This is a genomic window from Microbacterium sp. TS-1, assembly GCF_000509385.1.
GTDB lineage: Bacteria > Actinomycetota > Actinomycetes > Actinomycetales > Microbacteriaceae > Microbacterium > Microbacterium arborescens.
Genome location: NZ_BASQ01000001.1, coordinates 192,863 through 219,661 on the forward strand (window position 1 = coordinate 192,863; position 26,799 = coordinate 219,661).

The following is a 26,799-nucleotide window of genomic DNA, read 5'->3' on the forward strand; positions in this document are numbered from 1 at the left end:
GGTGTGGTCGTCGCGGTTAGAATCGGCGGCATGCCTGAGCTCGATCTGACCGTCTCCAGCGCCGATCTGACCCGGGCCGTGTGCGACATCCCGAGCGTGTCGGACGATGAGACCACCCTCGCCGACGCGATCTTCGCCGCCGTATCGCCGTTGGCGCACCTCGAGGTCGTGCGCGACGGTGACACGATCGTCGCGCGCACGCAGCTCGGCCGTGCGCAGCGCGTCGTCATCGCCGGCCACATCGACACGGTGCCCGTCAACGCGAATCTTCCCGTGCGCGAGGTCGTCGAGGACGGGGAGGCGTACCTGTGGGGGAGAGGCACCGTCGACATGAAGGCGGGCGTCGCCGTGCAGCTGAAGCTCGCCGCGGAACTCACCGATCCGCGGGTGGACATCACGTGGATGTGGTATGACCACGAGGAGGTCGCTGCGGAGCTCAACGGCCTCACGCGGCTGGCGGCGAATCGACCCGACCTGTTCGCGGGCGACTTCGCGATCCTCGGCGAGCCGTCCAACGGCCAGGTCGAGGGCGGATGCAACGGCAACCTCCGCGCGATCGTGCGAACGCACGGGGTGCGTTCGCACAGCGCGCGCGCGTGGATCGGCGACAACGCGATCCACCATGCGGCCCCGATCCTGCAGCGTCTCGCCGACCATACGCCCGCGGATGTCGAGGTCGAGGGCCTCGTCTATCGCGAGGGCCTGAACGCGGTGAGGATCTCCGGCGGCATCGCGGGCAACGTCATACCCGACCTGTGCGAGGTCGAGGTCAACTACCGATTCGCGCCGAGCCGGACCCCCGACGAGGCGGTCGAGATCGTCCGCGACTTCTTCAGCGGTTTCGAGGTGGAGGTCGTCGACCTGGCCGGCGGGGCGCGCCCGGGGCTCGACGCGCCGCTCGCACAGGAGTTCGTCGCCGCGGTGGGTGCCGAGCCGCGGCCCAAGTACGGCTGGACCGACGTCGCGCGGTTCTCAGCGCTCGGTGTGCCGGCCGTCAACTACGGCCCAGGCGACCCCTCCCTCGCGCACCACGACCAGGAGCGGGTGCCCATCGCGCAGATCGATGCCGTCGAGCGCGGCCTGCGCGCCTGGCTGTCGGTCAGGTGACCCCGAGGGCATGAGGTCGCTGCGCCGGGGTGCGATCGCGCTGCAGCCTGCCGCCGCGATCGCACTCGTCTATCTCGCCTCGCGTGCGGTGACGACGGCCTTCCTGCTCGGCGCGGCTGCGCTGAGCGGGCCGGAGTCTCGCTTCGGCGCCGACGCGTCGCTCGGCACCCTGACGATGGGGTGGGATGCTCAGTGGTACTGGCTCATCGCGTTCAGCGGGTATCCCACTGAACTGCCGCTCGACGCCGCAGGCGACGTCGCCCAGAACGCCTGGGCGTTCATGCCCGTGTACCCCGTGATCACCGGGGTCGTGGGCTGGGTGGTGGGCGGGTTCCCGGTCGCCGCGCCGCTCGTGTCGGCAGCAGCGGGCTACCTGGCGTGTCTCGTCCTGTTCGCTCTGCTGAGGCGACGCATCGGCCGAGCCGCCGCGATGTGGGCGGTGGTCTTCTTCAGCTTCGCCGGCCCTATGGCCGCGCTGTTCCAGCTCGGCTACGCCGAGTCGCTCTTCCAGCTCTGGCTGCTCCTCGCTCTGCTCGCGGTCGAGCGCCGTCGCTGGTGGTGGCTGTATCTGTGGATCCCGCTCATGGCTTTCACCCGCCCGGGAGTCCTCGCCTTCGCGCTGATGTTGGCCGTCTACGGGATCTGGCGCTGGACGCGGCGCGCGCACGACGACCTGCCGCCGCGCGAGATCGGCCACATCGTGGCCGGGGGGCTGCTCGCCGCCGGATGCGGGCTCGTATGGCCCGTCATCACGGGCGTGGTCACGGGCGAGCCGGACGCGTACCTGCAGACCGAGCTCGCGTGGCGACGCTCCTGGATCGGCGACCACGGCGGCTTCGTGCCCTTCGACGGCACGGTGCAGGCGGCGGTGCTGTGGTCGCGTATCTGGGGCGTGCCGGCGTGGGTGTGCCTCGTCGGACTCGCGACGATCGTCGCCGTCGCCGCGCTGCTTCTCATCGCCGACCGACGGGTGCGGCGGCTGGGTGTGCCGATCCGGCTCTGGGCGGGTGCGTACCTGCTGTATCTGCTCGCGGTGTTCTTCCCGCAGTCGAGCACCTTCCGGCTCCTCGTTCCGCTGTCCCCGCTCTGGGGCGCGGTCGCGCTGCCTCGCGCACGGTGGTGGCGCATCGGTGTGCTGCTGATCGGAACAGCCGCGCAATGGTGGTGGATCTACACGATGTATGCCCTCGGAAGCACCTTCGCTCAGATTCCCTGAGGCCGTGTCCGCGTCGTGGTCGCGCTGCACGATAAACTCTTCAGGTAGTCCTCATGACGAAAGGGAGCCGCGATGGCAGCCATGAAGCCGCGAACCGGAGACGGACCGATGGAGGCCGTGAAGGAGGGGCGCCTGATCATCGTGCGTGTCCCCCTCGAAGGCGGAGGGCGTCTGGTCGTCTCGGTCAATGATGAAGAGGCCAAGGAACTCCACAGCGTGCTGAGCGGAGTCGTCGGCGCCGCCTGACGACGATGCCACGCGAAACGGCCGGTCCCGATGGGGCCGGCCGTTTCGTACGTATGAGTGAAATCGAGGGGTCAGGCGGAGGCCGCCGTCGTGAGCTGCAGCAGGCCCTCACCGACGATCGAGAGCGCGCCCAGGACAGCCGGAGACGACTGCGTCTCGTGGATGAGGGATCGGTACGCGCGCGTGACGTCGTCGCGCCGGACCGGGTCGGCGACGGCGCCGCCGGCGAGTACACGCGGAACGAGAACCATCCCGCCCGGCCGGACGAGCCGGAGCCCGTGCTCGACGTATTCGATGACACCCTCGGCATCCGCATCCACGAGCACGATGTCGTACGACGCCTCGTTCATCCGCGGCAGCACATCCGCCGCCCGGCCGGTGATGAAGCGCGCGCGAGCCGGCGGGATCCTCGCCTCGGTGAAGGACTGCCGAGCGACGGCGAGGTGCTCCGGCTCGATGTCGATCGTGGTGAGCGTGGCGCGGGGCGACCCGTGGAGCAGCCACAGCGCCGAGACCCCGCCGCCGGTGCCGATCTCCACGATGTTGAGCGCCCCGGTGGCGGCGGCGAGCACGGCGCACTGCGCGCCCACCGGAGGGCTGATCGGGGCCGCGCCGATCTCGAGGGCGTGTGCACGCGCGCGAGCGATGTGCTCGGGCTCCACCGTCGCCTCCATCGCGAACCTGCGGATCGCTTCCTGATCACCCATGCATTCCTCCTGGTTCCAGCGTAGGCGTGCGGATGGCTCCCACCGCTGAGGCGCACGGGTAATCTGGGGGCATGTCGTTCGGCCTCGATTGGGACAAGCTCCTCATCATCGGTCTTGCGGCGGTTCTCCTCCTCGGCCCCGAACGCCTGCCGCGGCTGGCCGAGACGCTCGCCCGTTTCACGGTGCGGGCTCGGGACTGGGTCAACGGCGCGAAGGACCGCGTCAAGGACGAGATGGGTGAGGACTTCTCCGACGTCGAGTGGCGCAAGCTCGATCCGCGTCAGTACGACCCGCGTCGCATCATCCGCGATGCGCTTCTCGAGGACGCTCCCGTTCCCACGGTGCGCGCCGCCGCAGCGGGCGCTGCCATCAGCACCGCGACCGCGGTCGGGATGGATGCCGCGGGCGAGGCGGCGATGCGCTTCGAGCGCGGCGCGGCCGTCCCCTTCGACGACGAAGCGACGTGATCGGCCCGATCAGCCCACGCGCAGGGGCAGCGGGCGACCACTGAGATCGCGGCCGCCGCGTCCGATGCTGTCGGCGATCCCGATGATGGCCGCGGCGGCCGGATCGTCGGGGTGCGCGACGACGACGGGCACCCCGTCGTCTGCGTCGCCGCGCAGGTGGGGGCTGAGCGGCACCGAGCCGAGCAACGGCACCTGTTGCTCCGTCGACAGGGCTTCGGCGACGCGCATCCCGCCGCCGCTTCCGAAGAGATCGAGCGCTGTGCCGTCGGGAAGGGTCATGGCCGACATGTTCTCGATGACCCCGATGACCCGCTGACCGGTCTGGCGTGCGACCAGGCCGCTCCGGACAGCGACGTCGGCCGCAGCCGCCTGCGGTGTGGTCACGACCACGACGTCGGCGTGGGGGAGCAACTGTCCGACGCTGATGGCGACGTCGCCGGTACCGGGAGGCATGTCGATGAGGAGCACGTCGATGTCGCCGAAGAACACATCGGTGAGAAACTGCGAGACCGTGCGGTGCAGCATCGGCCCGCGCCAGGCGACCGCGCCCGGGGCCTTCTGGTCGCGCGGAAGGAACATGCCGATCGAGATCGTCCGCACGTCGTGGGCGATGGGCGGGATCATGAGCCCGTCGATACGCGTCGGCTGCGGCGGCAGCCCGTCCGTGTCGACGAGACCCAGCAGGGCGGGAATGGAGAAGCCGTGCACGTCTGCGTCGATCAGTCCGACGGCGAGGCCCCGCTGAGCGAGGGCGACGGCGAGGTTGGCCGTGAGGGTCGACTTGCCGACGCCGCCCTTGCCGCTCGTGACGGCGATCACGCGCGTGAGAGAGTCGGGTCCGAACGGATTCTCCCGCGCCGCTCTCCCGCCGCGCAGTCGCTCTGTGAGCGCCGCCCGCTCGGCCGGGGTCATCACGCCGACCTCGACCGTCACCTCCTCGATGCCCGGGGCCGAGAGCGCCGCCTCCCGCACATCTCGCTCGATCCGGTCCGCTGCCGGGCAGCCGACGATCGTCAGGGCGATGCCGACGCGGGCGTGGCCGCCCTCCACCGCGATGTCGCGCACCATGTCGAGCTCGCCGAGCGGTTTGCGAAGCTCGGGGTCTCGCACCGCGGCCACGGCCGCACGGACGCCGTCGGTGCTCATCGCGAGTCCGGTCGCTCGTCCGACTCGAGGCGGTCGAGTGCGGTCCGGAGCTCGGCGCGCAGGGTCTCCTTCGTGACGAGCCCGTCGGTCAGGTCCGAGATCGCCATGCGGAGGGCCACGACCTCGCGCGCGAGGTATTCGGTATCAGCGAGGTTCCGCTCGGCGCGCTGGCGGTCCTGCTCGATCTGCACGCGGTCGCGGTCGTCTTGACGGTTCTGGGCGAGCAGGATCAGGGGCGCCGCGTACGACGCCTGCAGTGAGAGCATCAACGTCAGGGCGGTGAAGCCGTTGGCAGCGGAGTCGAAGCGCAGTTCGACCGGCATCAACGTGTTCCACGCGAGCCACGCGGCGCAGAACAGCGACAGCGCGACGAGGAAGCCAGGTGTCCCCATCGCCCGGGCGATCCACTCGGTGAAGCGACCGAAACGGTCGCGCGAGGGCTGCGACGTGCGCGGTCCCAGCACGCCGCTCACACCGCTCCGCCGCCCGCGGGGCGCCTCGAGCGAGGGCGTCTTCGATGCGCGGGCCATCAGCGCCGCCCCCGCATCGCGGCGGCACCCTGCGGCTCGACGTCCTGTGACCGCCAGTCGTCCGGGAGCAGATGATCGAGAACGTCGTCGACGCTCACGACGCCGACGAGGCGCCGGGCCTGGTCGACGACGGGAACCGAGACCAGGTTGTAGCTGGCGAGCATACGCGCGACCTCCGCAGCCGAAGACGAGGCGGCGACCGGGTCGACGGTGTCGTCGATGATGGCTCCGAGCCGCTCATGCGGGGGATAGCGCAGCATCCTCTGGAAATGCACCGTGCCCAGCAGCCGGCCCGTCGGCGTCTCGTACGGGGGGAGCGTGACGAAGACGGATGCTGCCAGGGCCGGATGCAGCTCGTGCCGGCGGATGAGCGCGAGCGCCTCGGCGACCGTCGCCTCGGCGGACAGCACGATCGGATCGCTCGTCATGAGGCCACCCGCGGTGTCGGGTCCGTACTCGAGCAGGGCACGCACGTCCTCGGCCTCTTCGGGCTCCATGAGGTCGAGGAGCTGCTCGATGCGGCCCTCCGGCAACTGACCGAGCAGGTCGGCCGCGTCGTCGGGCTCCATGGCGTCGAGGATGTCGGCGGCGCGCTCGTCGCCGAGCCGTTCGAGGATGTGCACCTGTTCGTCCTCGGGCATCTCTTCGAGCGCGTCCGCGAGACGCTCGTCGGGAAGCTCTTCGGCGACTTCGAGAAGTCGCTCCTCGGGGAGATCGAGCAGGGTGTTGGCGAGGTCTGCGGGCTTGAGTTCGGAGTAGGTCGCGACCAGCTGCTCGGCCGACTGGGCGGTGCCCGAGGACTGGTCCTCGCGCACGTCCGCCCACGATGCGAAGGTCGTCGGTCCCTTGGCGAAGGGCGACGCGCTCGTCTTCGGTCGGCGGAGGAAGAGCTGACCGATGTCCCACTCGCCGAGCCGGTTCCGTTCGATCGCGACGTCCTCGATGACGGCGCCGCCCGACCCGTCGCGGAGGTAGACCTTGCGACCGAGGAGTTCGGCCATGACCCGCACCTCGCCGCCGCGCTGCTGGAAGCGCCGGACGTTGATGAGCCCGGTGGTGATCACCTGACCGGTCGCGATCGAGGTCACCCGGCCGATGGAGAGGAAGACGTTGCGTCGGCCGGGGATCTCGACGACGAGACCGATGACGCGCGGAGGGTCCGATTTGCGGAAGATCACGACCACGTCGCGGACCTTGCCGAGACGGTCGCCGGCGGGATCGAACACGACGCACCCGACCAGGCGCGCGACGAAAACCCTCTGCGTACTCACCGCTCCAGCGTAGTCGGCGACCGCGAAGGTGGCCCGTGACACAATGACGGAATGAGCATGATGGGCGGGACGCCCGCGGTCACAGGTGAGAAGGTCGCCGAGTACGCGTCGTACGAGGCTGCGCAGAAGGCGGTGTCGACACTCATCTCCGCCGACATCCCGGCACGTGAGATCGCGATCGTCGGCTATGGTCTGCGGTCGGTCGAGACGGTCACGGGTCGTCTCGGCTACGCGACCGCAGCGCGGACCGGCGCGATCAACGGCATCCTCCTGGGGTTGATCTTCTCGCTCATCTTCGTCTTCGGCACTCCCGACGCCGCGATACAGCTCTTCCTCGGCGTGATGCTCGTCGGCGTGGCCATCGGCATGATGATGAGCCTCGTGATGTTCGCGCTCGTCCGGCGCCGGCGCGACTTCGCGTCGGTCACGCAGGTCGTCGCCGACCACTACGAGGTGACGGTGCAGGCGAGCAGCATCCATCGCGCCCGCGGTGCGCTGAACGTCGCCCCGGCCCGTCCCGCGACGCCGACGGCCGCCGTGCCGGACGGACCACCCCGCTACGGTGAGCGGATCGACCCCGTGCCCGCCCCGACGGGAGACCGCCCCGCCCCCGGGCCGGCGGCGCCCAGTGGCGCTCCCGCGGGTCCGCCGTCGGGATCGCCGGCGCCCGGACCGGCCGACGCACCGCTCCCGCCCGCGGTGGGGCCGGTGCCCGGTGGCGAGGCCCCCGGTCCGCAGGCTCCGGGCGCGCCCGAGCCGCCGGCGAGCGACCCGCGCTGATGATCGACGCGGTTTCGGTCGACGTCGCGGCCGGGACCGTCGAGCTGCCGCTGCTGCATGACCGCGCGGACGGCGCTCGTGCGGTGATGATCCTCGCTCATGGCGCGGGCGCGGGACCCGCGCACCCGTTCCTCGAAGGGTTCGCCCGAGTCGGCGCTGCGGCCGGGGTCGATGTCGTCCGCTTCCCGTTTCCCTACATCGTCGCGGGTCGCCGGCTTCCCGGCTCCGTGGCCGACGCGCTCGCGTCCTGGACCGCCGTCTTCCGAGCGATCGCCGACGCGCATCCCGGTGTGCCCATCGTGGCGGCGGGGAAGTCGTACGGCGGTCGCATGGCGTCGATGGCGGCGGCGACCGGGGCGATCGATCCCGCGCTCCTGGTCTATCTCGGGTACCCGCTGCATCCGCCCGGCCGGCCCGATCGTCCGCGTGCCGACCACCTGCCCGCGGTCGCGGCGCCGCAGCTGTTCGTGTCCGGCACCCGCGATCCGTTCGTGGAACCGGTCGCCGATCTCGAGGCGATCGTGTCGACGTGCACCGACGCCGAGCTGCTCTGGGTCGAGGGCGCGCGCCATTCGTTCGAGGTCTCCGGGCGAAGACTCGACGCCGAGGAGATCGGGGCGAGCACGGCCGAGCTCATCGTGCCCCGATGCCTCCGCCGCGTGTCCGCCTGACGGCGGACGACCGGGTCACCGTCCGGCCGCGTAGCCCTGCATCCCGCGCGGGTTCGCCGCCGCCCACAAGAGCCCGCGGCCCCGGTCGATGCCGACGGCCGAGAGACGTCCGAGGCTCCAGGGCCCGACCTGAGTGACGTCGTGGCCGCGGGAGCTGAGCCCGGCGGCGACGTCGTCGCCGAGACGGTCCTCCATCACGACACCGGCGGGCGTCCAGGTGCGGGGCCAGAAGGAGTCGATCATCGCGGTGGTGTGCAGTGTCGGAGCGTCGATCGCCGACTGCGCGTCCCAACCGCCGACCAGCATCCGCAGCAGCATCGGCAGCTGCCACTGGTCCTGCTGGTCGCCTCCGGGGGTTCCCATCGCGATGTCGGTACGGTCGCCCGTCATCACGAGGGTCGGAGAGAGCGTCGTGCGCGGGCGTGCGCCCGGTCGCAGCGCGGCGGGCGACGTCTCGTCGAGCCAGGTCATCTGCAGACGTGTGCCGAGCGCGAACCCGAGCTCCGGGATCGCGGGGGAGGACTGCAGCCAGCCTCCGGACGGCGTCACCGCGATGATGTTGCCCCACCGGTCGACGACGTCGATGTGGCAGGTGTCGCCGCGGGTCTGACCGGCGCGGCCGACCGTCGGTTCGCCTGTGCCGGCGACGCTCGTCCCGTCCGGGCGAATGAGCGGCGGACGGTGGGGAGCGCGGCCCGAGAGGGCGCCCGGACGCCACTCGTGCGACGCATCCGGCAGCAGCTGTGCGCGACGCTCGGCCAGGAAGGCGGGGTCGAGGATCTCCGAGATCGCGCTTTCGTCGCCGAAATGCGCGTCACGGTCGGCGAGGGCGAGCTTGAGCGCCTCGACGATCGTGTGGGCTCCCTCCGGTGTCGCGGGATCGATGAGGTCGTCGGGCAGAGGGTCGAGCAGAGCGAGCGCCTCGAGCAGCGCGGGCCCCTGCGTCCACGCGCCGGCCTTGACGGTGGTGCGGCCGCGGAACACCGTCGTCAGCGGTTGTTCGTAGCCCGCGGAGAAGGCGGCGAAGTCGGCGGCCGTGATGACGCCCGCGTGCCGGCCGCCGGTGGAATGACGGTGGGGTCGGGCGACGAACGCGCCCGTCGCCTGGGCGACGACGCCCGTCTTCCATTCGGTTCTCGCCGCGTCCACACGTGCGGCCCGGTCGGCGGCCCCTCGACCCGCGTCGGTCAGACTCTCGAAGACCTGCGCGAGCGCGGGGTTGCGGAACAGGTCGCCGGCACGGGGCGCGCTGCCCCCCGGAAGCCAGAGAGCGGCCGACGAGGGCCACTCGTCGCGGAAGAGCTGTGCGACGCGCTCGATCGTGGCCGCGGCCGACGCGAGCAGCGGATGTCCGTCGCGGGCGTAGCCGATGGCGAAGGCGAGCACATCGGCGAGCTCCCAGGTGCCGTAGTCGCGCAACAGGACCAGCCACGCGTCGACCGCGCCCGGCACTGCGGCCGCGAGGGCGCCGGCGCCGGGAACGGCCTCGAGGCCCTCGGCGCGATAGTGCTCGATCGTCGCTTCCCGAGGAGCCGGTCCCTGGCCCATGAGCACGCGGGGCCGCGCGTCGCCGGCGGCGTGGAACAGGCCGACGAGATCGCCGCCGGGTCCGTTCAGGTGAGGCTCGACGACCTGCAGCACGAACCCGCCCGCGGCCGCGGCGTCGAACGCGTTGCCGCCGCGCTCGAGAACAGCCTGCGCGGTCGCGGTCGCGAGCCAATGGGTCGCAGCGGCCATCCCGAAGGTGCCGGTCAGCAGCGGTCGCGTCGTCTGCGCGGGCGGCGCCGAGAACCCGCCGGTCACGAGGCGGAGCGCGCGATCCAGGCCTCGACCTCGTCCGCGGTGCGCGGGATGTCGGCTGAGAGGTTCACGGGGCCGCTCTCGGTCATGAGGATGTCGTCCTCGATGCGGACGCCGATGCCGCGATATTCCTCGGGCACGGTCAGATCGTCGATCTGGAAGTAGAGGCCCGGCTCGATCGTGAACACCATTCCGGGTTCGAGGATGCCGTCGTAGTACATCTCCCGCCGCGCCTGCGCGCAGTCGTGCACGTCGATGCCGAGGTGGTGGCTCGTGCCGTGCACCATGTACCGCCGGTGCTGGCCGCCGTTGTCGGCGTCGAGCGCCTCGTCCGCCGTCACGGGGAGCAGCCCCCACTCGGCGACGCGCGCCGCGATGACCGCCATCGCCGCCTCGTGGATCGAGCGGAAGGTGACGCCGGGACGAGCCGCGGCGAACGCGGTGTCGGCCGCCTCGCGCACGGTCTCGTAGATGCGGCGCTGGATCTCGGTGAAGCGCCCGGACACCGGCAGCGTCCGCGTGATGTCGGCGGTGTAGAGACTGTCGATCTCGACGCCGGCGTCGATCAGGATCAGGTCTCCCGGCACCACGGGCCCGTCGTTGCGCGTCCAGTGCAGGTAGCAGGCGTGCGGCCCCGAAGCGGCGATCGTGTCGTAGCCCTCGCCGTTGCCGTCCGTGCGAGCGCGCAGGTGGAACAGACCCTCGACGACACGCTCGCCCCGCGGGGTGGCGATGATGCGGGGGAGGTCGGCGACGATGTCGTCGAATCCACGCGCCGTGGCGGCGACAGCGAGGCGCATCTGCTCGACCTCGTACTCGTCCTTCGTGAGCCGGAGCTCGGACACCGCCCGCGTCAGGTCGGGATCGGCCTCCAGGACGAGATCGTCTGCGCGCAACTCGACATCGGCCAGATGGGCGGTCGCGATGCCGAGATCGACGGCGACGTCGTCGAGCGCCGGACGCGGCCCGATCCAGAACTCTCCGACCGACGCGTCGGCGTAGAATTCCGCGGTCGTCCGGTCGGCGCGGTCGCGCAGATAGAGCGTGACGTCGTGGCCGGCGGCGGTGGGCTCGAACACCAGCACCGAGTCGGGAACAGCGTCGCTGCCCCAGCCCGTCAGGTGCGAGAACGCGGAGTGCGCGCGGAAGGGGTAGTCGGTGTCGTTCGAACGCTGCTTGAGCGAGCCGGCCGGGATGACAAGGCGCCGGCCTCGGAACTCGTGCGACAGGCGCTCGCGCCGGGCCGCGGCGAACGGAGCGGCCTGCCGGGGAGCGGTCGGGGCGTCGGCTCGCGGCGCCCATCCCTGGGAGATGGTGTCGAGGAAGCCGCGGGGGAACGGCTGACGTCGATTGGTGTTCTCGGCGGGGGCTTCGGACGCCGTCGTCGCGGTGCCGGTCGTGTCGGTTCCCGTGGTCTCGCTCGTGGTCATGACTCCAGTCTCGCACCCGGCACCGGCCGGGGGCACGGATCAGCGTCGCGTGTACTGCACCACGAGGGGCCGGTGGTCGCTGCCCGAGTCGTCCAGCGACGAGATGACGACCGACCCCTCCGGCTTCCACGACGCGGTCGCCATGATGTGGTCGATCGGCGCTCCCAGGGGAGCGGGCACGTCGGTGGGCCAGGTGCCGATCCCGCCGTTGCCGGTCGAGCGGGCGGCGTCGTGGCAGCGCCCGAGATCGGCGTCGTCGATGCCGAGCCGCGCCATGTGATCGAGTGTCGCGTTGAAGTCGCCGGCCATGATGACGTCATCCGTCGCGCACTGGTCGGCCAGCCACTGGAGATCGCTGCGCCAGCTCGCCATCTCGTCCGGACGCGGGGCGACCGCGTGGACGGCCACGACGACCGGTCCGTCCCCGTCGACGGGCATCGCGACCGCACTCGGGACGATCGTCGTGTTCGTCGTGCCGCGGGCTTCGGACTCGATGACGGAGTAGTCGCCCAACTCGGGCGAGATCAGGAGCGCGGTGGAATTGGCGTCCCAGCTGTCGGGACCCTCGTAGCTGTCGACGTGCGCCCACATCGGGCGACCACGCTCGCGCATCGCCACCGCGACGGCGCGGCCGGTGTCCATCGTCGTCTCGGGCAGGGCGACGATGTCGGCCTGCATGGCCACCGCCGTCTCGGCGATGGTCTGGGCATCGGTCGCGGGGCCGGCGGTGTTCCAGGTCATGACCCGGATGCTGTCGTCCGTCTTCGGCGGCAGGGTCTCGGCACCCAGCCCGCGGAGCGCCAGCGTGCCGGCGCCGCCCGCCGCGGCCACGAGCGAGACGAGGGTGATCCAGAGGCAGAACGCACGGATGCGGCGCCCCAGCGACAGGATAAGGAACAGGAGGGCGATCGCGACGAATGCGCCGATCAGCAGCGGGCGCAGTGCGACGAGCTGCGCGAAGGGGAACTCCCGTTCGAGCCGGAGGAGCTCCGGCCAGCTGACCACGATGGCCGCCGCCGCGAACAGGGCCACCACGAGGGCTCCGAACACGCGCTTCACGCCTCGACTCTATGAGAGCGAGGCTGGACGATCGCCGGGCACGGCTACGCTGAGGAGGATGGGAACGGCAGCGCGCGCACGGGGGTTCCACGGGCCCAGCGACCTGCATCTGCATTCCATCCGTTCGGACGGCACGGAGCCCCCCGCGGGTGTCGTGCAGGCCGCGCACCGCGCCGGGCTGCGGACGGTGGCACTGACCGATCACGACACCACCGCGGGATGGGCCGAAGCCGCCGAAGCGACGGCGTCGCTCGACATGACGTTCCTTCCCGGGATGGAGCTCAGTGCGCGGCACGAGTGGCGGACCGTTCATCTCCTCGCCTATCTCTTCGACCCCGACCATCCGCGGCTGCGTGCCGAGATGGAGCGCATCCGCGAAGACCGGATCGGCCGCGCGGAGCGAATCGTCCGGAGCATCGCCCGCTCGCACGACCTGACGTGGGACGACGTGCTCGCGCAGACGGGAGCCGGTGCGACGGTGGGGCGGCCGCACATCGCCGACGCCCTCGTCGCCCGTGGTCTCGCGGCCGACCGCGCCGCAGCCTTCGCCGGCATCCTGCATCCCAGCCAGGGGCATTTCACTCCCCACTACGCGCCCGACCCGATCACCGCCGTCGAGCTGGTGGTCGCCGCCGGCGGCGTGCCGATCCTCGCCCACCCGTCGCCGAGCGGCCGTGAGCGCATGATGCCGCCCGCGGTCCTGCGCGAGCTCGTCGACCACGGCCTCGCCGGCTTCGAGGTCGAGCACCGGGAGAACACGGCGGACGGCAAGCGCGTCCTGCGTGCGATCGCCGCCGAGCTCGATCTCATCGTGACCGGGTCGAGCGACTACCACGGTCTCGGCAAGCCGAACCAGCCGGGGGAGAACACCACCGACGACGAGATGGTCGAGCGGATCATCGCCCGCGGCAGCGGAACGGCGCCCGTCTACGCATAGACGGGCGCCGCTCGGATGTCGTGAGGCGGGGTGCTCAGCTCGCGGCCGGAGCCGTCGTGCCGGCCGACCCCGAACCGCCGCGGCGACGGCGCCGACGGCGAGGCGATGTCTTGCCGTCGCGGTGCTCGGACCCGCCACCGTCGTGCGTGCCGGTCCCCGCATCCGTCGACGCGGGCGTCGTGCCTTCGGCGGTGGCCGCGCCGTCACCCGAGCCGCGCGAGCGACGGCGACGCGGGCGCTTCGCCTCGCCCTCGGCCGAGTCGGACGAGACGGTCTTCACGCTCTGGGTCGTGGGGAGCTTACGCAGACGTCCCTTCGTTCCGGCGGGGATGTTGAGGTCTTCGAACAGGTGCGGGCTCGACGAGTACGTCTCGACGGGCTCGGGCTGGCCGAACTCGAGGGCGCGGTTGATGAGGGCCCACTTGTGCAGGTCCTCCCAATCGACGAATGTGACCGCGATCCCGGTGCGGCCCGCGCGACCGGTGCGGCCCGCGCGGTGGAGGTAGGTCTTCTCGTCGTCGGGGATGGTGTGGTTGATGACATGGGTGACGTCGTCGACGTCGATGCCGCGCGCGGCGACATCGGTGGCGATCAGAACGTCCTTCTTGCCGGCCTTGAATCCGGCCATCGAGCGCTCGCGTGCTTCCTGGCTCATGTCGCCGTGCACCGCGCCGGCGTTGAACCCGCGGTCGTTGAGCTCGTCGACGAGCTTCTGCGCTGCGCGCTTGGTGCGGGTGAAGATCACGGTCTTGCCGCGACCCTCGGCCTGCAGGATGCGGGCGATGACCTCATCCTTGTCGAGCGAGTGCGCGCGGTACACGAGGTGCTTGATGTTGGCCTGCGTCAGGCCTTCGTCGGGGTCGGTCGCGCGGATGTGGATGGGGTTCGACATGAAGCGTCGGGCGAGCGCGACGATCGGCCCGGGCATGGTCGCCGAGTAGAGCATCGTGTGGCGTACGGGCGCCACCTTCTGGAAGATCTTCTCGATGTCGGGCAGGAAGCCGAGGTCGAGCATCTTGTCGGCCTCGTCGAGCACGACCTCGGTCGCGTTGGAGAGGTCGAGCAGGCGCTGGCCCGCGAGGTCGATCAGACGGCCCGGCGTGCCCACGACGATCTGGGCGCCGGCCTTGAGCTGGTCGATCTGGCCCTCGTACGCCTTTCCGCCGTAGATCGCCACGACGCTCGTCGAGCGGTTGCGGGTGAGCATGTCCATGTCCTCGAAGACCTGGACGGCGAGTTCGCGGGTGGGGACGACGATCAGGGCCTTGACGCCCGGTGCCGGGTTCAGGCCCAGGCGCTGGACGACGGGGATGCCGAAACCGAACGTCTTGCCGGTTCCGGTCTTGGCCTGACCGATGATGTCCTGGCCGGGCAGGCCGAGCGGGATCGTCTGCTCCTGGATCGGGAAGGCGTCGACGATGCCCTTGTCGGCGAGGGCGTCGACGATGTCCTGGTCGACGCCGAGATCAGCGAATGTGGTCATGGGTGACGTGCCTGTCTGGCGGTGAGAAGCCGCCGGGGATGAGGGTCCACGCCTTTCACTCAGCCACAGGCGCGGGGCCCCGGTCCGATGCCGGGGCGCATCCAGCCTACCGCGACCCTAGGCTGGAGCCGTGGTGAGCTGGTTCTTCAAGCGCAAGCGTCCCGTCGGCCGCACCCTGCGGCTCCGATCCCGAGGCGACTACGGGGACGTCCGTCGCGTCGACTTCGAGGAGCTCGCTCCCGACGTCGACACCTTCCTCGGGCAGGCCGCGTACCTGCAGCTCGGCTACTTCGAGACCTTGAGCGACCTCATCGCCTCGACCCCGGAACTGTCGCAGAAGGAGTCGCTGTCGCTGGCGGCGGGCACGGCGCTGCTGAAGCACCGCGAGCTCGTCGGGGTGATCCGCGACCGCGGCGCCGATCCGCTCGAGCTGATGCTTCCCTTCCGCGAGCCACTCGACGCCTTCCGCCGCGCCACTCACGGCGCCCGCCCGCTCGAGACGATGCTCTCGGTGCACCTGACCGCGGGGATGCTGGACGACTTCTACCTCGCACTGTCGGCGAGCTACGGCGACACGGGACGCCAGGTCGCCGTCATCCTGCGCGCGCACGACGACCGCAGCGCGCTGGTGCGCATCATCACGGACGCGATCGCGGCGGACGAGCAATGGCGCGGGCTGCTGTCGCTGTGGGGCCGGCGCCTCGTCGGGGACACGCTGCTGATCGCGCGCGCGGCGCTGCGGTCGACGTCGCTTCAGCCCGCCGACGAGAAGCGGGTCGAACCGACCTACGCTGACGTCATGGCCGCTCATTCGCGGCGCATGGCGGCGATGGGTCTCGAGGCCTGACGGGGCTCGGCAGCCGGGCGGGCGCCGGCGATCAGCCGATCCGGAGGCGGCGGCGCTCCGCGGCGTCGGTGCGGGCCCGCGCCCGCGTCATCAGCGTGAGCGCGGCGAGGACCACGACGGCCGGCGCCACGATCGCGACGATCCAGATGACGGGGTTGTCGAAAGCGAGGCCCGCCCACGTCAGCGCCGTCCACGCGACGCCGCCGATGACGGCTCCGAGCACGGGCGCGACAGCGGCTCCGCGCGCCTCGCGCCCGGGCAGCGCGAACTCGGCCGCGAGCCCGATCGCCGCGCCGATGATGATCGCCAGGACGATCTGCACGGTCAGGCCACGAAGCCCACGCGGCGGGTCTGGTCGGTGCCGACCTCGACGAATGCGATGCCCGCGGTCGGGACGATGTAGGAGCTGCCCTTCGCGTCGCTCAGTTCGACGAACGGAGCGCCCGAGGCGAGGGCTTCGGAGACGGTCGCGCGAACCGCGTCCGCGGACTCGTTGGACTCGAGGCTGAGCTCGCGGCCGGTGTTCGCGATGCCGATACGGATCTCCACGGATTCATCCTCCTCCGCGCCCGTGCCTCGGGCGCTCTTCGACTCTACGACACCGCCCGGGTCGGGATGCCGGCGCGGTCACGCCCTGGGCGAACGCCCGCGGCGAACCGATGTCGGCGGTGCCGGTTAGCGTGGAAGGCATGGGTCAGGTCTCCGTCGGCATCACGCCCGACGCCGCTCAGTCGCGCGTGCTGACGCTCCCCGCCGACGCGAGCGCCGTGGTGGTCGGTGCTCCGGGAACGGGCAAGACCCGCACCATCGTCGAGCGGGTGCGCCGCTTGGTGGCCGAGGGCGTCGACCCCGACACCCTCGTCGTCCTCACCGCCACTCGACAGGCCGCGACCGACCTCCGCGACGATCTCGGCGTGGCGGTCGGGGTCGCCACGGCCGGTCCGCTGGCACGCTCGGTACCGGCATTCGCCTTCCAGATCGTGCGTGGCGACGCCGTGCGCCGCGGTGTCGAACCGCCGCGCCTGTTGACCGGTGGCGACGAGGACGCCATCATCCGCGACCTGCTCGACGGCGACGCGGAGGACGAGCTCGACGGACGGTCGCGATGGCCGGCCGAGCTGCCCGCGCACGTCCGAGGCTCGCGCGGTTTCCGTGCGGAGCTGCGCGCCTTCATCGCCGAATGCACCGCTTCGGGCATCGACAGCCGGGCTCTCGCGGAGCGCGCCGCTCGCGAGGGGCGGCCCGCGTGGCAGGCGGCGGCCTCGTTCATGGCGGAGTACTTCGCGGTCCGGGATGCCATGCGTGGCGCGCACCGCGACGCTGCGGGGCTCATCCGCGAAGCGGTCGACATCGTGTCGCGGCAGGGGTTGCCGCAGCTGCGCGTCGCGCTCGTCGACGACGCACAGGAGCTGACCGCCGGAGGCGTCGATCTCCTCGAGGCGTGCCGAGCCCGGGGCATCGCCGTCGTGGCCTTCGGCGACCCGGACGTGGGGTCGGGTGCGTTCCGGGGTGCCACACCGGAGAACTTCGCTCGGCTCGCGGCAGGCGGTGACGTCCTGGTGCTCGACACCGTGCACCGAGCGGAGGGCCGACACGCCCCGTTGGTCTCCGCTGTCACCGCCCGCATCGGCGCCGTCGGGCTGGTCGCTCACCGCCGGGCGCCGGAGCCGGATGCCCCCTTCGCGGGCGTCCGCGCCCTGGCGCTGCGCTCCCGATCGGAGGAGTTCGACACCGTGGCGCGACTGCTCAGGGAGCGGCACGTGCACCACGGTGTTCCGTGGGAAGAGTGCGCGGTGATCGCACACGACAGCCGTCAGGTGACCGCGCTCGAGGCCGAGCTCGCCGCGCGCGACGTGCCGACGGCGACGTCCGGCACCGGAACCTCGCTCGGAGAGTCGCCCGTGGTGCGCGACCTCCTGCGGCTCGTCGATCTGGCGGCGCGGCCGGGGGAGACGTGGCAGCGCGACGAGGTCATCGCCGCGCTCTCGGGTGCCGGTCTGGATGCGGTCGACCAGCGCCGGCTCCGATCGGCGCTCCGACAGGCGTTCCCCCCGGGCGAGGGCGAGCCGGTGTCGGCTTGGGAGCTCCTGCGCTCGGCGATGCTCCATTCCGCCGAACTCGCCGTGCTCGACCTGCGCGAGGCCCGACGCGCCGCTCGCGTCGCCGACACGCTGCGCGCGGTCGCCGACCTCATCGCCGACGATGCCACCGCCCACGAAGTGCTCTGGGCGGCGTGGGAGGGATCCGGACGCGAGCGGGCCCTGCGTGAGGCCGCCCGTGGCCACGGTCCGCTGGCCGCGCAGGCCGACCGCGATCTCGACGCCGTGGTGGCGCTGTTCCAGGCGGCCAAGCGCCACGGCGAGCGAGAGGACGGAACGACGCCCGTGGTGTTCCTCCGCGGCATCCTCGATGCCGATGTCGGCGACGACCGATTCGTCCCGCCTCCGGTGAGCGGCGCCGTCCGTGTGCTGACCCCGGCAGCCGCCCTTGGCACCGAGTTCGACACGGTGGTCGTCGCGGGCGTGCAGGACGGCATCTGGCCGAACCTGCGGGTGCGGGGCGGCTTGCTCGACACATGGCGCCTGCCGTTCGACGATCCCGCTGTCGCGGATGCGCTGGATCGTCGACGGGGAGTGCTCCACGACGAGCTCCGCCTGTTCGCGCGCGCCGTGTCACGGGCCCGAGAGCTCGTCGTGATCACGGCCGTCGACGACGACGACACCGGCCCGAGCCCGTTCTTCGAGCTCTTGCCGGAAGCGGAGGCGGCTCCACCCGAGGCGGCGCATCCGCTGACCCTTCGCGGCCTCGTCGCGCGGCACCGCCGCATCCTCACCGACCCTCGTTCGGCGCAGGACGATCGCCGCACAGCAGCAGGTCAGCTCGCGCTGCTGGCCGATGCGGGTGTCGCCGGCGCCGATCCCGTCGAATGGTTCGGTGTCCGCCCGCCGACCACGACCGCGCCGCTGCGCGATCGCGAGGTCGAGACGATCCGCGTATCGCCCTCGCGTCTGGAGACGCTCGAGGAGTGCCAGCTGAACTGGGTGATCGCCGATCTCGGCGGCGACGCGTCGAGCGCGACGGCGGGCATCGGCACGATCGTGCACAGCGCCCTCGAGATCGCGTCGCCCGACGAGGACTCGCTGTGGCAGGCGGTGGCGGCACGCTGGAGCGAGCTCGAGTTCGAGTCCGCCTGGCGGGAACGGGCGGAGCGGGCGCGTGCCCGCGACCTCGTCCGACGGCTCGCTCGCTACCTCCGCGACTTCGAACGCGACGGCGGGCGCCTGCTGGGAGCCGAGCCGCGCTTCGAGGTGGAGCTCGCCCACGACGACGCCGACGGGCGCATCGTCCTGAGCGGCGCGGTCGACCGCGTCGAGCTGCGCGCCGACGGGAGCGTGGTGATCGTCGACTTGAAGACGGGCAAGCGGGAACCGCAGACCGACCGTGCGGTAACCCATCACGCGCAGCTCGCGGCCTATCAGCTCGCGCACGAGCACGGCGCGATCCCCGCGGCGGCGGGGCTGCCCCCGGGCGGAGCGATGCTGCTCGTGCTGCGCCCGACGGCAGCCACGAAGGACTATGCCGCGCCCCGTCAGCCGCCGTTCGGCGACGACGAGCGCGCGGCCTTCCTCGGTCGGGTGCGCGGCGCGGCACGCGTCATGGGAGGGGTCAGCTTCGAGGCTCCGTTCGAGGAGCACTGCCGCGACGACCATTCGTTCGGGCTCTGCCGCATTCACACGATCGCGGCGGTGAGCGCGACATGATCGTCTCGCCTGCCGCGCTCGCGGCCGCTCTCGGCCAGTTCCCTCCCACGCCGGAGCAGAGCGCAGTGATCTCCGCGCCGCTCGCGCCGGCTCTCGTCGTGGCCGGCGCCGGCAGCGGGAAGACCGAGACGATGGCGGGCCGCGTCGTCTGGCTCGTCGCGAACGGGCACGTCCCGCGCTCGGGCATCCTCGGGCTGACCTTCACCCGCAAGGCCGCGGGTGAGCTGAGCGAACGGATCCGCCGGCGGCTCGATCGCCTCGCGGAGTTCGAGGACGCCGGTCTGCTGCGGCACCTCGACGCGCTGCACCGGCGAGGCGCACTCGACGTCTTCGGAGAGCTCGAGCGAGCGGGCGATCCCGGGGGCGCGCGCCGGCATGCCGCGCAACGACGGCTCGTCGATGACACGGGGGCGCAGACGCTCGGCCCCGCGACCGACGCGCTGCTCGAGCGCCCGACGGTCTCGACGTACAACAGCTTCGCCGACGGCATCGTCCGCGAGAACGCGGTGCGCATCGGGCGCGATCCCGAGGCCGCCGTCCTCAGCGAATCCGCGGCGTGGCTGTTGATGCGTCGGGTGGTCCTCGACTCCGACGACGAACGTCTCGAGACGCGGGAGAACGCCCTGCGCAGCATCATCGACGGCGCGCTGCGCATCGCGCGCGACGGCGTCGACAACCTGGTCGACTTCGACGAGCTCGCTCATTTCGGCGCGGCGTTCCAAGATGTCCGCGAGCGCCCTTCGACCCGCAGCGGCACCACCGTCTACGCCGACGTGGCGCGTGCCGCCGAGCAGGTCGCGGGCCTGCCGCTGCTCGCCGACCTCGCCGTCGAGTACCAGCGGCGCAAGCTGCGATCCGGCGTCATCGACTTCTCCGATCAGGTGGCGGGTGCCCTGACGATCGTCCGCGCCCATCCGGCTGTCGCCACTGATCTGCGCGCGCGGTACCCCGTCGTGCTGCTCGACGAGTACCAGGACACCTCGGTCGTCCAGACCGAGCTGCTGAGCGCGGTGTTCGCCGGCACATCCGTGATGGCCGTCGGCGACCCGCACCAGTCCATCTACGGCTGGCGCGGCGCGAGCGCGGGCAACCTCGGCGACTTCGCCGCCGCGTTCGCCCCCGCGGGCGGCTCGGGGCGGTACTCCCTCGCGACGAGCTGGCGCAACAGCGCACGGATCCTGGATGCCGCCAATGCGGTGCTCGAGCCCCTCGCAGCGCGCTCTCCCGTGCCCGTCGATCAGCTGCGGCCGCGTCCGGGGGCGCCCGGTGGTGATGTCGACATCGTGTTCGAGACCGACCTCGATGCCGAGACCGAGCGCGTCGCCGGGTGGTTCGAAGAGGTGCGAGCGGGCCGCCAGCGGCGCGGTCTTCCGACGAGCGCGGCGATCCTGCTGCGCAGCAAGAAGCACATGGTGCGCTTCGCCGACGCCCTCGCGCGGCGTGGCATCCCGCACCGGATCCTCGGTCTGGGCGGACTGCTCAGCACTCCCGAAGTGGTCGACGTGGTCTCGGCGCTGCGGGTCATCAGCGATCCGTCAGCAGGGTCGGCGCTGCTCCGCCTGCTGGGCGGACCGCGCTGGTCCATCGGGCTCCGCGACCTCCGCTCGCTCGCCGAGCTGGGGCGCCGACTCGCGCGTTCCGACGTCGCACTGCAGCCGCTCGCCGCGGAGAGTGCGACCGAAGAGAACGCCTCACTCATCGACGCGCTCGACTTCTTCGTGCGTGTCGGCCCCGATCACGGCTGGCTCGCCGACTTCAGCGACGCCGGTCGCGAGCGTCTGCGCGACGCCGCCGCGACGTTCGCCGGCCTGCGCCGTGCCTCATCCATGCCGATTCCCGAGCTCGTGCGCTTGATCGAGGCGGAGTTGCGGCTCGACATCGAACTGGCCGCGAACGAGAGCAGAGGCCCCGCACGCGTCGCGTCGGACCAGCTGCGGGCCTTCGTCGATGAGCTGCAGGGCTTCCTCGCGACCGACGAGTCGGGGTCGCTGCCGAGTCTGCTCGCGTGGCTCGACCATGCCGAGCGTCAAGACGAGTTCGCGCCGCGCACCGAGCCCCCCGAAGACGACGTCGTGCAGATTCTCACGATCCACGGATCCAAGGGGCTGGAGTGGGATGCCGTGGCCGTGGCGCGGGTCGTCGCGGACGAGCTGCCCGCCCGCCCGCGCGACAAACAGGGGTGGCTCGGCTTCGGCGTGCTGCCGTACGCGTTCCGCGGTGACGCGCGCTGGCTGCCCCAGCTGGGGTGGGAGGCGCACGTGTCGCCGACCCAGCAGGACCTCAAGGCGGCGCTCACCCGGTTCGCCGAGGACAACGCCGAACGCCAGCGCGAGGAGGAGCGCCGCCTCGCGTACGTCGCCGTGACGCGTGCCCGCGACGCGCTGCTCCTCAGCGGCTCGCCGTGGTCGGGCACCCGGAATCCCCGCGGTCCGAGCCCGTTCCTGCGAGAGATCGCGATCGCGCTCGGCCACGAGCTTCCCGATAGCGAGCCGGGGGAGAACCCCTATAACGATCGGCGGCAGATCATGCGGTGGCCCTTGGACCCGCTGGGCGAGCGCCGCGGCCGCGTGGAGGCGGCGGCGACGCTCGTGCGGGGCGCACAGCAGGCCGCCGAGCGCGACGAGGCCGAACGCGATCTCGCGCTGCTGCTCGCGGAGCGCGAGGAGCGGTCCGCCGGTGCTCGTCGTGCCGCCCCCACGCGCATCCCCGCATCGCGTTTCAAGGACTACGCCGCCGACTACGGGGCCGCCGTCGAGGCGACCCTGCGTCCGCTGCCCGAGCGTCCGTACCGCGAGACCCGGTTGGGCACCCGTTTCCACGCGTGGGTGGAGCAGCGCTCGGGTATCACCGCGCGGGGTCCGCAGCCCGACGCGCCGCTGTGGGACGTCGACGACCCCGCTGAGGGGCCCGCCGCCGGAGAGGGCGAGCTGAGCCGTCTGCAGGAGATCTTCCTCCGCTCCGAATGGGCCGACCTCCAGCCGATCGAGGTCGAGACCGAGATCGACTTTGCCGATGACCGCCTCCTCGGCGACGGCCGCCCGCACGTCATCATCTGCAAGCTCGACGCGGTGTACCGCCGTGCCGACCGCGGCGGGCGCATCGAGATCGTCGACTGGAAGACCGGCCGTCCGCCGCGAACGCCGGCCGAGCGCGCCGAACGGATGCTGCAGCTCGAGCTCTACCGGCGGGCGTACTCGATCCGGCACGGCATCCCCGAGTCGGAGATCGACGTCGCGCTGTTCTACGTGGCCGACGACCTCGTGCTGCGGGGCTGAGTCCTGGGGTGTCGGCCCCGGGACCTCACTCGGCCGAAGACCACCGCCGCAGCGCGTTGCGGGCCGCCTCGGCGTGCTCGGGATCGTCGGTGTCGTCCGCCGACGATCCATCCGGCGCCGACGCGGGGACGGTGGGGGCGGCGCCGGTGTCGCCGCGCCGGTCGCTCGACGCGCCGTCGGGCGTCCAATCAGACAAGTCGATCGGGATCGTCTCGATGTCGGCCTGCTCAGCGGTGTCCTGGTCGGCGAGGTAGGCGGCCAGCAGCGCCGGGTCGTAGGTGTCGGTCTGCATCGAGGTGTCACCGGCCGTCACCGCGGTCGGGGTACGGCCGAGCAGCTCGAGCGCGTCGTCGACGGTGCTGTAGTCCTCCGGAAGAAGGGGTTCATCGCGAACGCCCTCGTCGAGCGCGGACAGCAGTGCGACGGCGTCCTCCACCACCCGCTCTGCGCCGGTCTCGTGTCCGTGAGCCAGCCACCGGGCGAACTCCAGCTCGGCGTAGAGCCGGGAACGTGCGGCCAGCGCGGCATCGGGCGTGTGGTGCGCCGCTTCGGCGTACGCGGCGAGGACGTCGTCGCGAGCGTCGGGTGCCGAAGCCAGCCAGCGCAGATCCTCGGCCGGATCGCCGACGCCCAGACCGTGCCACGCGAGCAGGCCCGTTACCGTCGGGCCGGCTGCGGTGTCGCTCAGGACGAAACGACCGGGGTCGACGCCGCCGAGGGTGATGGTGGCCTCGAACCGCCACAGCCGATCCTCGCCGAGCGCGGTGCTCCAGCGGCGGAGCAGCCCGAACGGAAGCGATCCCGTCGCCTCCGCGCGGTCGAGCAGGCGCTCGGCGTCCTGGCGCACCTCGGCGCTCGTGCGGGTGCGCAGACCGGCGTCGCGGGCGACCGCGTGGGGGAGTGCGTGGACGCGCGCGATCGCTGATCCGAGCGACCAGGCCGCGCCGCGACCCGGCGGGATGTGGCCGGCCTCGACACGGTACCCCGGGACGTATTCCTGCACGACGGCGGTGAAGCCTCCCATCCGGGCGGTGCCGAGCACCGTGGGCGCCTCGAACGGCAGCAGCCCGCGCACCCCGGGGGTCAGCGCACGGAGCGCACGGGTGTCGGCGACGAGCTCGAGGTCGGCGTCGACGTCGACCGGAACCCGTACGACGACGCGTCGTCCGTCCTCCAGCGTCACCAGCGCGCTGTCGTATCGCCCGTCCGCCCGCTCGGTCAATTCCGCCGCCGCCACGACTGCGGCGCCGGGAAGAGCCGAACTGACGGACGCGGCTAGAGTGAAGGGAGAGCGAGCCATGCCATCAGGGTAGGTCGGGCGGCCGCGCAGGCCGACGCGCCACGCCCGCGAGAGAGGTCCCCGAGATGCGAATGCAGCCGCCGGCGCTGGCCCGGTCCGTTTTCGAGCCGTCACCGGAAGAACGTTCCGACGAAACGCTCCTCGACCGTCTTCGCGCCGACCCGACGACGCGCGTGGTGACGGTACGGGGCGACCGAGCCCGGGTTCGGGGCGACCGCCTCGTCTGGGAAGCTCCCGAGTTCGTCGCGGACGAGGAGGGAACGACCGAATGGGCCTTCCTCGGGCGCGCCGCCGACGGCTCGGCCCGGCTCATCGCCGCGCAGGCGATCCCCGCCGACGGCGGCGACGACGGCGACGACAGCTGGGCCTCGTTGCGGATGTCGGGCGGCGACCTCGTCGACGAGGATGCGGGAGCATTCGTGACGGCGGTCGCCCTCGGCCGCTGGTTCTCCGACTTCCGCTTCTGCCCGCGCTGTGGAGCGCCCGCGCGGCTGCGGTCGGCCGGGTGGTCGCGCGTGTGCACGGGATGCGGCCGGGAACAGTTCCCGAGGACCGATCCCGCTGTGATCGTCGCCGTCAGTGACGCCGGCAACGAGCGCCTGCTTCTGGGGCAGAACGCCGCGTGGGCCGTGGACAACCGATTCTCGACCTTCGCCGGATTCGTCGAAGCGGGCGAATCCCTCGAGACCGCGATCCGTCGCGAGGTCGCCGAGGAAGCGGGCGTCGTCGTCGACGACCTCGTCTACCGCGGGTCGCAGGCGTGGCCGTACCCGCGCTCCCTGATGCTCGGCTTCCACGCTGTGGCGACCGACGCCTCGCGAGCACGTCCCGACGGCGACGAGATCGTCGCCGTCCGCTGGTTCGACCGCGCGGAGATCCGCAGTTCGCTCGCGGGCGCGGGGCCGGTGATGCTGCCCGGCTCCGCTTCGATCGCTCGTCGCCTGATCGTCGACTGGTGCGGGGACGACGCATGACAGATCCTCTCGCCGGACTCGACGAGCAGCAGCGCGAGGCGGCCTCCGCGCTGCGCGGTCCCGTGTGCGTGCTCGCGGGGGCCGGGTCGGGGAAGACTCGCGTCATCACCCACCGCATCGCGCACGGCGTCGAGACCGGCGCGTACTCGCCGAACCGGGTCATGGCGGTCACCTTCACGGCGAAAGCCGCGGGGGAGATGCGGGGTCGACTGCGCGCCCTGGGCGTCGGCGGCGTCGCCGCGCGCACGTTCCACTCCGCGGCTCTGGCACAGCTGAACTACTTCTGGCCGCAGCTCGCCGGCGACGCTGCGCCGACGATCCTGGGAAGCAAGGTGCGGCTGCTCGCGCAGGCGGCCGACGCGATCGGGCTGGACCCCGATCCGGCCGTCCTGCGCGATGTCGCGACGCGTATCGAGTGGCGGAAGATCACGATGCGTTCCATCGAGCGATACGCCCTCGACAGGCCCGAACCGGTCGGCTCGCTCTCGCTCGACGCGGTGGTCGCGCTGCAGCGCTCGTACGAGCAGGTGAAGGACGAGCGGCGGCAGCTCGACTTCGAGGACGTGCTGCTCGCGTGCGCGGGGATGCTCGAGGCCGAGCCGCGCGTCGTCGCTGAAGTGCGCGAGCAGTACCGCCACTTCACCGTGGACGAGTTCCAGGACGTCTCGCCCGTGCAGCACCGCCTGCTCGAGCTCTGGCTGGGCGAACGCCGTGATCTCTGCGTCGTCGGTGACGCCAGCCAGACGATCTATTCCTTCGCGGGCGCCGACCCGTCGTACCTGCTGGAATTCGGCACCCGGCATCCGGATGCGCGGATTCTGCGGCTCGAACGCAACTACCGCTCCGAGGCGGGCGTCGTCGCCGTGGCGAACGCTCTCATGCGGGGCCGCCCCGGGGCTCTCGAGCTCACGGCCGATCGCGCGACCCCCGATCATCCGCGCCCGACGATCCGTGCATTCGCCGACGACACCGCCGAAGCGGACGGCGTGGCCGAAGCGGTCGCAGAGCAGCTCGCGCGGGGGATCGATCCGCGCCACATCGCCGTCTTGTATCGGGTGAACGCCCAGTCGGCGCCGCTCCTGGCGGCGCTGGCGCGGCGCGGCATCGCCGCCGCGGTGCTCGGAGGCGCACGCTTCTTCGACATCCCCGAGGTGCGCCAGGCCGTGATGGCCCTGCGCGGCGCGTCCGTGGCGCCCTCGTCCGGCGACCTCGTCGCCGACGTCCGGTCGATCCTGCGCTCGCTCGGTCTGAGCGACGAGCCGCCCCCGGCGGGCGGTCCGCTCCGTGACGCCTGGGAGGCGCGCGCGGCGCTGCTCCGCCTCGCCGAGGAGGCGCCGGCGGGTACCACGATGCGGGCGTTCACCGATGAGCTGCAGGTGCGGGCGAAGGATCAGCACGAGATCGCCACGCGGACCGTGACGCTGTCGACCCTTCACGCCGCGAAGGGCCTCGAGTGGGATCACGTCCACCTCGTGGGCCTTGCGGAGGGACTGCTGCCGATCGCCTACGCCACGACGTTCGAGCAGATCGACGAGGAGCGCCGACTGGCCTACGTGGGTGTCACGCGAGCTGCGCGAACGTTGACGCTGTCGTGGGCTCGGACCTCGGGGCGCTACGAACGGCAGGTGTCTCGCTTCGTCCGGGAGATCGGCACCAGCACGCTGGATGAGGTTCGTGGTCGTGCCACGTCGGCTCGCCGAACGACGCCCGCAGCGTCATCGACCGGGTCCGCTCCGTCACCGGCGCGCTGATCAGCTGCAGCGACATCGCGCAGGCGGCAGAGATGAGCGCC

General features: G+C 71.8%; 23 protein-coding genes. 12 read left to right on the plus strand and 11 right to left on the minus strand.

What is annotated here, in order from left to right:
• Nucleotides 1-30: 30 nt before the first annotated feature.
• From dapE to MTS1_RS16220, 3 genes are all read left to right on the plus strand, one after another.
• Nucleotides 31-1,107 carry a succinyl-diaminopimelate desuccinylase gene (gene dapE, locus MTS1_RS00835; RefSeq protein ID WP_023950524.1) on the plus strand — a complete coding sequence of 359 codons (1,077 nt, stop codon included), beginning with the start codon at nt 31-33 and terminating at the stop codon, nt 1,105-1,107.
• Between the two features lie 10 nt (nt 1,108-1,117).
• Nucleotides 1,118-2,323: a hypothetical protein gene (locus tag MTS1_RS00840; protein WP_023950526.1), complete on the plus strand. Its 1,206-nt coding sequence runs from the start codon at nt 1,118-1,120 to the stop codon at nt 2,321-2,323.
• Nucleotides 2,324-2,395: 72 nt separating this feature from the next.
• Complete coding sequence (locus tag MTS1_RS16220) at nt 2,396-2,569, plus strand: DUF3117 domain-containing protein (RefSeq protein ID WP_023950528.1); 174 nt, start codon at nt 2,396-2,398, stop codon at nt 2,567-2,569.
• Between the two features lie 71 nt (nt 2,570-2,640).
• On the opposite strand, the gene MTS1_RS00845 is transcribed toward MTS1_RS16220, so the two are convergent.
• On the minus strand, nt 2,641-3,276 hold the full coding sequence (locus tag MTS1_RS00845) for an O-methyltransferase (RefSeq protein ID WP_023950530.1): 636 nt from the start codon (nt 3,274-3,276) through the stop codon (nt 2,641-2,643).
• Between the two features lie 71 nt (nt 3,277-3,347).
• Between MTS1_RS00845 and MTS1_RS00850 the strand changes: the two genes are divergently transcribed.
• A complete protein-coding gene (locus tag MTS1_RS00850) occupies nt 3,348-3,743 on the plus strand; it encodes a Sec-independent protein secretion pathway component (protein WP_023950532.1) in 396 nt (131 codons plus the stop codon).
• A 9-nt stretch (nt 3,744-3,752) separates the two neighbouring features.
• Here the strand turns inward: MTS1_RS00850 and MTS1_RS00855 are convergent, their stop codons facing one another.
• From MTS1_RS00855 to MTS1_RS00865, 3 genes are read right to left on the minus strand one after another with little or no spacing between them, the layout of a single operon-like run.
• Nucleotides 3,753-4,889 (minus strand): Mrp/NBP35 family ATP-binding protein, encoded by a 1,137-nt coding sequence (locus MTS1_RS00855; RefSeq protein WP_023950534.1) that lies wholly within the window; start codon nt 4,887-4,889, stop codon nt 3,753-3,755.
• Nucleotides 4,886-5,419 (minus strand): DUF1003 domain-containing protein, encoded by a 534-nt coding sequence (locus MTS1_RS00860; protein ID WP_023950537.1) that lies wholly within the window; start codon nt 5,417-5,419, stop codon nt 4,886-4,888. Before MTS1_RS00860 ends, MTS1_RS00855 begins: the two co-directional genes overlap by 4 nt.
• Nucleotides 5,419-6,690, minus strand: coding sequence for a magnesium transporter MgtE N-terminal domain-containing protein (locus MTS1_RS00865; RefSeq protein WP_036304566.1), 1,272 nt, complete (start codon nt 6,688-6,690; stop codon nt 5,419-5,421). Before MTS1_RS00865 ends, MTS1_RS00860 begins: the two co-directional genes overlap by 1 nt.
• Before the next feature lie 51 nt (nt 6,691-6,741).
• Between MTS1_RS00865 and MTS1_RS00870 the strand changes: the two genes are divergently transcribed.
• A complete protein-coding gene (locus MTS1_RS00870; RefSeq protein WP_036304567.1) occupies nt 6,742-7,470 on the plus strand; it encodes a general stress protein in 729 nt (242 codons plus the stop codon).
• Nucleotides 7,470-8,141 (plus strand): alpha/beta family hydrolase, encoded by a 672-nt coding sequence (locus MTS1_RS00875; protein ID WP_023950543.1) that lies wholly within the window; start codon nt 7,470-7,472, stop codon nt 8,139-8,141. The genes MTS1_RS00870 and MTS1_RS00875 overlap by 1 nt, the downstream gene beginning before the upstream one ends.
• A gap of 15 nt (nt 8,142-8,156) precedes the next feature.
• Here MTS1_RS00875 and MTS1_RS00880 read toward each other — a convergent pair whose 3' ends face one another.
• The 3 genes from MTS1_RS00880 to MTS1_RS00890 all read right to left on the minus strand — a co-directional run bounded on the left by MTS1_RS00880 (nt 8,157) and on the right by MTS1_RS00890 (nt 12,430).
• Nucleotides 8,157-9,878, minus strand: a complete 1,722-nt coding sequence (locus tag MTS1_RS00880) for a gamma-glutamyltransferase family protein (protein WP_081731802.1) — start codon at nt 9,876-9,878, stop codon at nt 8,157-8,159.
• A 62-nt stretch (nt 9,879-9,940) separates the two neighbouring features.
• On the minus strand, nt 9,941-11,371 hold the full coding sequence (locus MTS1_RS00885) for an aminopeptidase P family protein (RefSeq protein WP_023950547.1): 1,431 nt from the start codon (nt 11,369-11,371) through the stop codon (nt 9,941-9,943).
• Nucleotides 11,372-11,410: 39 nt separating this feature from the next.
• Nucleotides 11,411-12,430 (minus strand): endonuclease/exonuclease/phosphatase family protein, encoded by a 1,020-nt coding sequence (locus tag MTS1_RS00890; protein WP_023950549.1) that lies wholly within the window; start codon nt 12,428-12,430, stop codon nt 11,411-11,413.
• Between the two features lie 58 nt (nt 12,431-12,488).
• Here MTS1_RS00890 and MTS1_RS00895 point away from each other — a divergent pair, with 58 nt between their 5' ends.
• Nucleotides 12,489-13,367: a PHP domain-containing protein gene (locus MTS1_RS00895; protein WP_023950551.1), complete on the plus strand. Its 879-nt coding sequence runs from the start codon at nt 12,489-12,491 to the stop codon at nt 13,365-13,367.
• A gap of 34 nt (nt 13,368-13,401) precedes the next feature.
• Here MTS1_RS00895 and MTS1_RS00900 read toward each other — a convergent pair whose 3' ends face one another.
• On the minus strand, nt 13,402-14,850 hold the full coding sequence (locus MTS1_RS00900; protein WP_023950552.1) for a DEAD/DEAH box helicase: 1,449 nt from the start codon (nt 14,848-14,850) through the stop codon (nt 13,402-13,404).
• A 130-nt stretch (nt 14,851-14,980) separates the two neighbouring features.
• On the opposite strand from MTS1_RS00900, the gene MTS1_RS00905 reads away from it, so the two are divergent.
• Nucleotides 14,981-15,697 carry a ferritin-like fold-containing protein gene (locus MTS1_RS00905; protein WP_023950553.1) on the plus strand — a complete coding sequence of 239 codons (717 nt, stop codon included), beginning with the start codon at nt 14,981-14,983 and terminating at the stop codon, nt 15,695-15,697.
• 31 nt (nt 15,698-15,728) lie between these two features.
• Here MTS1_RS00905 and MTS1_RS00910 read toward each other — a convergent pair whose 3' ends face one another.
• Complete coding sequence (locus MTS1_RS00910; protein ID WP_023950554.1) at nt 15,729-16,019, minus strand: hypothetical protein; 291 nt, start codon at nt 16,017-16,019, stop codon at nt 15,729-15,731.
• A 2-nt stretch (nt 16,020-16,021) separates the two neighbouring features.
• Nucleotides 16,022-16,246: a DUF3107 domain-containing protein gene (locus tag MTS1_RS00915; protein ID WP_023950555.1), complete on the minus strand. Its 225-nt coding sequence runs from the start codon at nt 16,244-16,246 to the stop codon at nt 16,022-16,024.
• A gap of 140 nt (nt 16,247-16,386) precedes the next feature.
• On the opposite strand from MTS1_RS00915, the gene MTS1_RS00920 reads away from it, so the two are divergent.
• Nucleotides 16,387-19,458, plus strand: coding sequence for an ATP-dependent DNA helicase (locus tag MTS1_RS00920; protein ID WP_036304568.1), 3,072 nt, complete (start codon nt 16,387-16,389; stop codon nt 19,456-19,458).
• The gene (locus MTS1_RS00925; protein WP_023950557.1) at nt 19,455-22,733 is read left to right on the plus strand and encodes an ATP-dependent DNA helicase; all 3,279 of its coding nucleotides are present in this window, start codon (nt 19,455-19,457) and stop codon (nt 22,731-22,733) included. The genes MTS1_RS00920 and MTS1_RS00925 overlap by 4 nt, the downstream gene beginning before the upstream one ends.
• Before the next feature lie 25 nt (nt 22,734-22,758).
• Here the strand turns inward: MTS1_RS00925 and MTS1_RS00930 are convergent, their stop codons facing one another.
• Nucleotides 22,759-24,033, minus strand: a complete 1,275-nt coding sequence (locus MTS1_RS00930; protein WP_023950558.1) for an aminoglycoside phosphotransferase — start codon at nt 24,031-24,033, stop codon at nt 22,759-22,761.
• 65 nt (nt 24,034-24,098) lie between these two features.
• Here MTS1_RS00930 and nudC point away from each other — a divergent pair, with 65 nt between their 5' ends.
• Nucleotides 24,099-25,007: an NAD(+) diphosphatase gene (gene nudC, locus MTS1_RS00935; RefSeq protein ID WP_023950560.1), complete on the plus strand. Its 909-nt coding sequence runs from the start codon at nt 24,099-24,101 to the stop codon at nt 25,005-25,007.
• Nucleotides 25,004-26,758 carry an ATP-dependent helicase gene (locus MTS1_RS00940; protein WP_052007540.1) on the plus strand — a complete coding sequence of 585 codons (1,755 nt, stop codon included), beginning with the start codon at nt 25,004-25,006 and terminating at the stop codon, nt 26,756-26,758. Before nudC ends, MTS1_RS00940 begins: the two co-directional genes overlap by 4 nt.
• The last annotated feature ends 41 nt before the right edge of the window (nt 26,759-26,799 follow it).